This window comes from Acetivibrio sp. MSJd-27 (assembly GCF_018918095.1).
Classification (GTDB): Bacteria; Bacillota; Clostridia; order UMGS1840; family HGM11507; genus HGM11507.
This window is the reverse complement of record NZ_JAHLPV010000068.1, coordinates 1-6,858: the sequence shown is the minus strand read 5'-3', so window position 1 is coordinate 6,858 and position 6,858 is coordinate 1. Positions and strand designations below refer to the sequence as shown.

The 6,858-nt window shown below is 44.1% G+C and carries 10 protein-coding genes; 3 read left to right on the top strand and 7 right to left on the bottom strand.

Annotated elements, in window-relative coordinates; all coding sequences use genetic code 11:
* Positions 1-248: 248 nt before the first annotated feature.
* The 7 genes from KQI32_RS12855 to KQI32_RS12825 form a co-directional block, all read right to left on the bottom strand.
* Positions 249-443, bottom strand: a complete 195-nt coding sequence (locus KQI32_RS12855) for a helix-turn-helix domain-containing protein (RefSeq protein ID WP_216425979.1) — start codon at positions 441-443, stop codon at positions 249-251.
* Complete coding sequence (locus KQI32_RS13700; protein ID WP_374197087.1) at positions 433-567, bottom strand: sigma factor-like helix-turn-helix DNA-binding protein; 135 nt, start codon at positions 565-567, stop codon at positions 433-435. The genes KQI32_RS12855 and KQI32_RS13700 overlap by 11 nt, the downstream gene beginning before the upstream one ends.
* Positions 540-728: a phosphoadenosine phosphosulfate reductase family protein gene (locus tag KQI32_RS12845; protein WP_253291209.1), complete on the bottom strand. Its 189-nt coding sequence runs from the start codon at positions 726-728 to the stop codon at positions 540-542. The genes KQI32_RS13700 and KQI32_RS12845 overlap by 28 nt, the downstream gene beginning before the upstream one ends.
* A 349-nt stretch (positions 729-1,077) precedes the next feature.
* Positions 1,078-1,506 carry a PIN domain-containing protein gene (locus KQI32_RS12840; RefSeq protein ID WP_216425973.1) on the bottom strand — a complete coding sequence of 143 codons (429 nt, stop codon included), beginning with the start codon at positions 1,504-1,506 and terminating at the stop codon, positions 1,078-1,080.
* Positions 1,503-1,718 carry a type II toxin-antitoxin system Phd/YefM family antitoxin gene (locus tag KQI32_RS12835; RefSeq protein WP_216425971.1) on the bottom strand — a complete coding sequence of 72 codons (216 nt, stop codon included), beginning with the start codon at positions 1,716-1,718 and terminating at the stop codon, positions 1,503-1,505. The genes KQI32_RS12840 and KQI32_RS12835 overlap by 4 nt, the downstream gene beginning before the upstream one ends.
* A 96-nt stretch (positions 1,719-1,814) precedes the next feature.
* On the bottom strand, positions 1,815-2,189 hold the full coding sequence (locus tag KQI32_RS12830; protein ID WP_216425969.1) for a hypothetical protein: 375 nt from the start codon (positions 2,187-2,189) through the stop codon (positions 1,815-1,817).
* A 62-nt stretch (positions 2,190-2,251) separates the two neighbouring features.
* The gene (locus KQI32_RS12825; protein WP_216425967.1) at positions 2,252-2,692 is read right to left on the bottom strand and encodes a hypothetical protein; all 441 of its coding nucleotides are present in this window, start codon (positions 2,690-2,692) and stop codon (positions 2,252-2,254) included.
* Between KQI32_RS12825 and KQI32_RS12820 the strand changes: the two genes are divergently transcribed.
* The 3 genes from KQI32_RS12820 (at position 2,691) to KQI32_RS12810 (ending at position 6,607) form a co-directional block, all read left to right on the top strand.
* Positions 2,691-2,891, top strand: a complete 201-nt coding sequence (locus tag KQI32_RS12820; protein WP_216425965.1) for a hypothetical protein — start codon at positions 2,691-2,693, stop codon at positions 2,889-2,891. The two genes, KQI32_RS12825 and KQI32_RS12820, sit on opposite strands and share 2 nt — an antisense overlap.
* Before the next feature lie 462 nt (positions 2,892-3,353).
* On the top strand, positions 3,354-3,584 hold the full coding sequence (locus KQI32_RS12815; RefSeq protein ID WP_216425963.1) for a helix-turn-helix domain-containing protein: 231 nt from the start codon (positions 3,354-3,356) through the stop codon (positions 3,582-3,584).
* 461 nt (positions 3,585-4,045) lie between these two features.
* Positions 4,046-6,607, top strand: coding sequence for a GH36-type glycosyl hydrolase domain-containing protein (locus tag KQI32_RS12810; protein ID WP_216425961.1), 2,562 nt, complete (start codon positions 4,046-4,048; stop codon positions 6,605-6,607).
* Positions 6,608-6,858: the final 251 nt, after the last annotated feature.

Here is a 6,858-nt window from a genome sequence, read left to right as displayed (position 1 = left end):
GCCGGATTAAGGCTTGAGTTTTTGCCATGTTTCTGTTATATTGAAAAAGCAGGGAGCAAAAACACTCCCTGCCAACCAATTTTACCCTTGTTTGGACTTTACACAAAGTTAGAAGCAGACCCGCAACTGCTTAATTTGCTCATTGATTTTTCCGATTTGGTCGTTTAGGTTTGCCATAAAATTCACCCCCTTTCTGTGTTCGGGCATAAAAAAAGAGTAACCGATTTTATACGATTACTCTTGTGGGTTTATCTGTCCATATTAAATTTTAATACGGCTTTCATCAGCGTTGCTTTGATTTCTTCTGAAAAAATATAATTACCTTTTGCAAAATATCCGATATATCTGCCGTAATGTGAAACTACTTTCCGCATAGCCTTTGCATCGGCGGCAATGGCTTTTTCTATTGTTTCAAAATTCAAAAGGATGTATTTATTTTTCATTGCCAGCCTCCAAAAATTCACGCAATTTTTTTAATGCCTTTATATGAGCATAGCTGATATTTTGATGTGATATTTCGTACATATCCGCAATATTTCTTATTGAATATCCGGCAAAGTAATACAGTAAAATAACCTAACGATTTCGGGATATTCCATTGTTGTGTTTACAAATACAGCTCCGATTTCGGGATATATTCGTCTTGCAAGGTCTAAAAGTACAAGGCTATCCACGCCGCCGGAAAACGACACCTTAACTTTTCCGTTAAAATGCTTGTACCATTCCATTATGCGAAGCTGTGTAACCCGTACTTTTCTTTCAAGCGACCAGCTCTGCATAATCTGTAAATCTTTATATGTATATATGATAAACACCTCCGTCCGTAGATTGTTTACTATTAGTCGTTATCTTTTTGGATAGGCACATATTTTGTGCAAGTCTGCCCGTTATGAAATGCCATATACGGACACATAGGTTCGTGTGGGTCAAGTTTCAATGCGTCCGCACCTGTCTTGCAGTTCGGGCATAATTGTTTTTTATCATCATTCATTTTGTAACGCTCCTTTTGATTTTTTACATAGAAAAAGAGCATTGAAATTTGTGGTTTCAATGCTCTGATATGATTTTATTTATTTTTTAGTTTTCGTCTGTTTCCTCCAAGAATTTTACAAGTTCGATTGGAGATAATACCTTTACTTTAGATTTTTTATAGTCCTTTTCGTTCCTTGTTACAATTAGATCCACCTCGCACCTTTCGGCTGTTTCGCACATAACGGCATCTTCATAATCGGTAATGTCCGATGACAATGCTTTTCTGCAATCAATGGCTGCCGTGTCGAGAATATCAAAAAGTCCGAGTAATGTTTTCAAAATCTTTCGTGTGCTTTCATCACTATGAGTTGCACGGTGGGTGATATAATAAATATCGGTTATTGATTTTGCGGAAATATACCCGTCAATTTGTTTATTTGCGACCGCATAAAATATTGTTTTTGCATTATCCGAAAAAGGCTTACGGTCTTGAAGTGCATCTACGATAACACAGGTATCAACCAAAACTCTCATATAGTATCAATCCTCTCGTTTTTAGCTTCTTCAAGTGTAATATCCTGCGGAAGAACACCAAAAAGAGATTTTGCCATATTCACTCTGTCTTGGTTGGGGTTTGACAGCTTCGCTACAACTTTTCCGTTTTTTGTGATAAAAACATCTTCTGTTGCAGCCATCAGCAAATAACGACCAAGATTTTGCTTTAATTCGGTAGCTGTAATTGACATAGTTAAAACTCCTTTCGCCTTTATTACACTATTATTATACACAAATCGCACGAAAAAGTCAACCTTTTCGTGCGATTTTAATTGTGAATTTATTTTTTATCTGCACATTTGCATCGGCTCACGAAGCCGCTTTGCCATTTCAATGCCCTCGGCTGCTGTTGTGATTTCGCCGTTTTCTATCATTTCAAGCAGCTCCGCACGGTGTTTTGCATTTAAGCAATACACGCTCCGGCACAGCCTTTGAACAGTTCCGAGAGTATCACGCTCGGTATTGATAAGCGTTTTCACAATTTCGCCGACTTCATCATTTGCGTTAAGCTGAATTTGAAGTGTACGGCGGTTATCGAGGTATATCATACTCGGCACTATCAGTATGCCGATGTTCTGCAAGCTGTTACAGAGTTCGGTTTCTCTGCAAGTCATATCTACAAGTAAGTTGTTGGTTATAAAGTTTATTTTAGCTGTCATCATAAAAATCACTCTCCTTTTTCTGTACTTTTATTATACTGTAATTTATATCATCTTTCAAAAAATTATCGCTCCGGCTCTTTATCGGTTTTTGATTTTTCGGGAGCAGCATATTTTTTGAGTGCGTTCATTGTTTTAAGCGAACAACCCTCAAAATCCGCCTTGCTTTCGATAAAATCCTTTGCCGTTTCCATAAAAGTTTCGGTGCCGACATCATACAAAGCTCCTTTTGACATTCCCTCAATGTGAGAGAAAAAGTCCTGCGGTTTCTTATATAGCTTTGCCGCATCCAAAATATCCTCGTTATATATGGTTAGTTCAACAAGCTGTCCTCCGGCATTTGCATCGGGGTTATAATACATTACCGTAACACCGTTTGTAGTTTTGTAAAACTTGTCCTTGTTTATAGCGTCATAGTTCTGCTCAACAAATTTCAAATCCTTGTAGGTTTGTAATACCTGTTTGTCATAACAATTGTTTTCTACACTGAAAGATAATATCGCCATGTTTGCCCGTGATGTCGGAGAAGAAAGCTTTGAGTACCTCAAATCAGAATTACAGGATTTGATGAATACTATATCAGAAATGAAAGAAAGCGGAGAACTCGATGCAATTGCTGAAGGTCTAGGAAGTAGCATTGCAAAAGTAACGCGGTCTGAGAGAGGTTACACAGGCTGCCTTTGGGATAAACGGTTGAAAAATTAGAAAACGAGGCGGACTATATGTGACATAGTCCGCCTCGGTTGTTATGATTGCATTTGGTGAAGTGCACAATCTCCAATGAACCATACTTCGTTATTATAACAAGATGAAAACAATTTTGCAAGTCAAAAACGATATCCTATTAGCATTTTTTTTGGTATTTTCATTTTCCAGTGATTAAGATATGAGTCCGCAGAGCTGCAATATATATAAAATATACGAAGCATTCGGACTCTGGCCGTTTTTGAAAAAGGTTATAGAACAAAATAGTCTAAAATAGATTTGTGAGCCTTTGCTTCTATTATAACTGCGGGCAAGATGTCCCCCGCCTCTTAAGGCGGCGGGTTCCATATCCGTGATCAGCGGGAGTGCAATCTCCCGCTGATTACGGCACTGCTATGCAGTGTCCTTGTTCTCGTTGAATGACGGGACAAGCCCTTATTGAATGGTGGGGAGGTGATTTTTGTGAAATATAAAAGAATCAGGGATTTGCGGGAAGATAATGATTTAACACAAACAGCTGTAGGAAAAGTGGTTATGGTAGGTCAAACAACTTATTCCGGATACGAAAGAGGTATCACGGATATTCCAACGGATGTTTGGATTCGTCTGGCTGTATTTCATAACGTCAGCATTGATTATCTGGTTGGGCTGACGGATGTGAAAACGCCTCCTCCGCGGAAAACGAAACCATAGGTACCGTGCGATGGGCAGTTTTTGTGTATTTTTTGTCTCTTTTTGATTGGAGGAATTGAAAATGCGTTTTTTCTTACTGTACCAATGGTTGAGACGGATTTTTCGGTTTCTTTACTATCCGGCAGGGAATATGGTATAATAACCTCACGAATCTCTAAGGCATTAAAAATGCCAAGAGCTTCGGAGAACATTGAAATGCAATATTCCGATGACAAACTGCCATCTTCATTGTTGCATTTTAGATAACCTCACGAACCTTTCAGGCTTTGAACATGCGAAGACTCATGAAATAAACAACGAATAATATGAAAAATCATTGTTTTTCGAAAAAATCAAAGATTTTTACTTGATTTCAAAACGTTGTTTCAGTATAATCGGGCTGAGCATATCAGTCTCGCCGGCGTGCCATCGGTCAGAGGGTACGTCTTTCCCATAGGAAGAAACATTTGAGGAGGAATATTATGACATTGGAACAGTCCATCCAGTCCATACTGGGACAAGTGAAACATATGAGGGAAAACCCTGCGGCGGCAGAGAAGAACAAGCTGCCGGGAAACGCTTATTTTCTTCCGGATCAGTCGGTGCTCTGCATGCCCCGGGGGGATGGGGAAGCCCGTTATCCATACAGCCATGACGGGTTTAACCTGTGGGCCGGTGCTTCCGGCACCATGTATGCAAACGAGAGCACCTTTACCGCCTTCCAGCATATGACGGAGGGCAATGAGCCGAAGATAGCTTTCTTTGCCGGGTTTGAACGGGAGGACGGCGGGTATGAGCCGTTTTCCCTGCTGAGTGTGCCTGCCCATAACTCCGCTGTGGAATTACAGAGATATACGGTGTTTACCCCGAACGCGGTATACTATTTCACCGAGACGGAGAAAGCGGATTTCGCGGTGCGGGTATTCGTCACCGAGGAGAAGGAAGTGTTCTTTTCCATCTATGCGGCAAACAAGCAGGACGAGCCGCTTAAGCTGTATTTGTCTTCCTATTTTAATCCTTTTCTGATATACGGGGAGGACGACAACTTCAGTCTGCGGTGGTGGAGAGTAGGCCGCGCGAAGGACGATGGGTTTGATTTTTATATGGATCAGAACGTAAGCCGGACGGTTACTCTGTCCAGTTACGGCGTGATCAACAAATACGGGGACGGCATTCTGCGCAGCGAGCAGACGACCTCCCGCATCAGCTTTATGAGCGGCAGGAACAGCAGTTTTGTCGGAGCGAAGCATCTGTACACCGGAACCTTTGAGAAGCCTGTTTCCGTTTGCGGTTTTTCGGATATTGCGGTGGCGGGGGATCTGAGCCACTATGAACTGGAAGCGGGCGGCACTCTGCGGCTGGATTTCCGCTTTACGGCAACCCATGAAAAGAAAGAGATAGAGACTCTGCACGCAAAAAGATACCTGGCGCGGGAGATTGACGAAAAGCTTGAAAAATTGGAAGAACAGGATAAACAGCATCAGGATAGGCTGCACATCCGCTTCGGCGCGTTTGAGGACGGAACCATTCGGGAGGAAGTGTTTAACGTTTTCCTGAACTATATCAAACGGCAGATCGAATTCTGCGCTTTGGGGAAGAACTACGGCGGCAATTTGCTTGGAGTGCGGGATGTGCTGCAGCAGCTGGAGGCGCTGATTCTATGGCGGCCGGAGGAGTGTGCGGATAAAATATTGGAAGCGCTTTCCTACACCGCGCCCAACGGCAGATGTCCCCGGCAGTATTCGATTCCCGCCGAGGGGGCGGCTCCCAAGATGGATTTGCGTCCCTTTATTGACCAGGGCGTTTGGATGATCTCCACCATTGTGACCTATCTGAAGTACACCAGAGATTTTGCTTTTCTTGACCGGGTCTGCGGCTATTATGAAATTGTGGATGAGGACACCCATCTGGTGCGCAAATCGGATATGGAGGACACCGTTCTTGACCATCTGCTGAAGATCATGGATTATCTGATTGCAAACCGGGATATGGAGCTGACAAAGTGTGTCTGCGCTCTGTTCGGCGATTGGAACGACGCATTGGACGGACTGGGAATTTCCACGGATCCCGGGAAAAAATACGGCACCGGCGTGACGGTGATGGCAACCCTGCAGGTTTATCAGAATCTGGAGGAAATGATGGAACTGCTGACCATGCTGGACGGCAAAAAATATGCGGATAAAATCCAGTGCTACCGCAAGGCGAAAGAGGAGATCACCGAAGGTCTGAAAAAATATGCCATTGTGGAGAACGAAGAGGGGCGGAAGCATATTCTGCACGGATGGGGAGACAAGCGCTCCTACCTGGTCGGAAGCTTTTCGGATCCGGATGGCGTGGAGCGTTACGGTCTGACCGCCAGCGCGTTCTGGGTTCTGTCCGGCTTTTATAACGGGGAGGAGTCCATGCGCCAGACGATTCTGGAGACTTACCGCCATCTGGATTCCAAATACGGACTGATGACCTTTGACAAATATTTTGCGCCGAAGACACCGGGAGTGGGGCGTATCAGTGACCTGCCGGCGGGTACGGCGGAGAATGCGGCCGCCTATATTCACGGAAGCATGTTTGGAATTGCCTCCCTCTTCAAGATGGGTGAGAGCGCGGAGGCATGGTGCCAGCTTGCGAAATCCATCCCGATCACCCATGAGTATGTCAGCCTGACGCCTTTTGTCATGCCAAACTCGTATTGCTATAATGAAAGCCTGGGGATTGACGGGCAGTCCATGGGTGACTGGCATACGGGCAGTGCGAACGTGCTGTTAAAAACGCTGATGCGCTTTGGAATCGGTATCGAACCGCAGTTTGACGGCGTGATGCTCCAGCCCGCGGCGGTCATGCCGGTGAAGGAGTTTGACGTGCAGATGGAGATTCGGGGCTGTACCATCCGCTACAGCTACCGCAATCAGGGGAACGGAAAGCGCCGGTTCCTGATTAACGGTGAGGAGCAGACGGCGGTGTTTGACGAGGTTATGCGCCTGCCGCGTCTGAAGATTTCCGATGAGGCGTTTCTCTCCCAGACTCTGCGGATAGAAGTGGTTGATTAACTGATTGTAATCCCCCGGTCTTTGAACTGAACTGCACCAAATTATGCAGACAGTACAAAAAGCCCCCTATTGAAGGGAAAACAAGATTTAGACAACAAACTGATTCCGTTGTTCTAACGGAGTCAGTTTTGTTTGGTGTCTTTAGACGTGGAAATAAACCCCCAGTTCTACTGGGGGAAGATAAAAAGCTTAAGCATATGCAAATAAAACCTCCTGAGATATAATAGTAAAAGGTTTGGCAACCGCATTAC

What these genes read in the sequence shown, in the direction of transcription:
- KQI32_RS12855 (WP_216425979.1), bottom strand. Translation starts at nt 443, where the DNA reads ATGAAAAATAAATACATCCTTTTGAATTTTGAAACAATAGAAAAAGCC.
- KQI32_RS12845 (WP_253291209.1), bottom strand. Translation starts at nt 728, where the DNA reads ATGGAATGGTACAAGCATTTTAACGGAAAAGTTAAGGTGTCGTTTTCC.
- KQI32_RS12840 (WP_216425973.1), bottom strand. Translation starts at nt 1,506, where the DNA reads ATGAGAGTTTTGGTTGATACCTGTGTTATCGTAGATGCACTTCAAGAC.
- KQI32_RS12835 (WP_216425971.1), bottom strand. Translation starts at nt 1,718, where the DNA reads ATGTCAATTACAGCTACCGAATTAAAGCAAAATCTTGGTCGTTATTTG.
- KQI32_RS12830 (WP_216425969.1), bottom strand. Translation starts at nt 2,189, where the DNA reads ATGATGACAGCTAAAATAAACTTTATAACCAACAACTTACTTGTAGAT.
- KQI32_RS12820 (WP_216425965.1), top strand. Translation starts at nt 2,691, where the DNA reads ATGTTTGCCCGTGATGTCGGAGAAGAAAGCTTTGAGTACCTCAAATCA.
- KQI32_RS12825 (WP_216425967.1), bottom strand. Translation starts at nt 2,692, where the DNA reads ATGGCGATATTATCTTTCAGTGTAGAAAACAATTGTTATGACAAACAG.
- KQI32_RS12810 (WP_216425961.1), top strand. Translation starts at nt 4,046, where the DNA reads ATGACATTGGAACAGTCCATCCAGTCCATACTGGGACAAGTGAAACAT.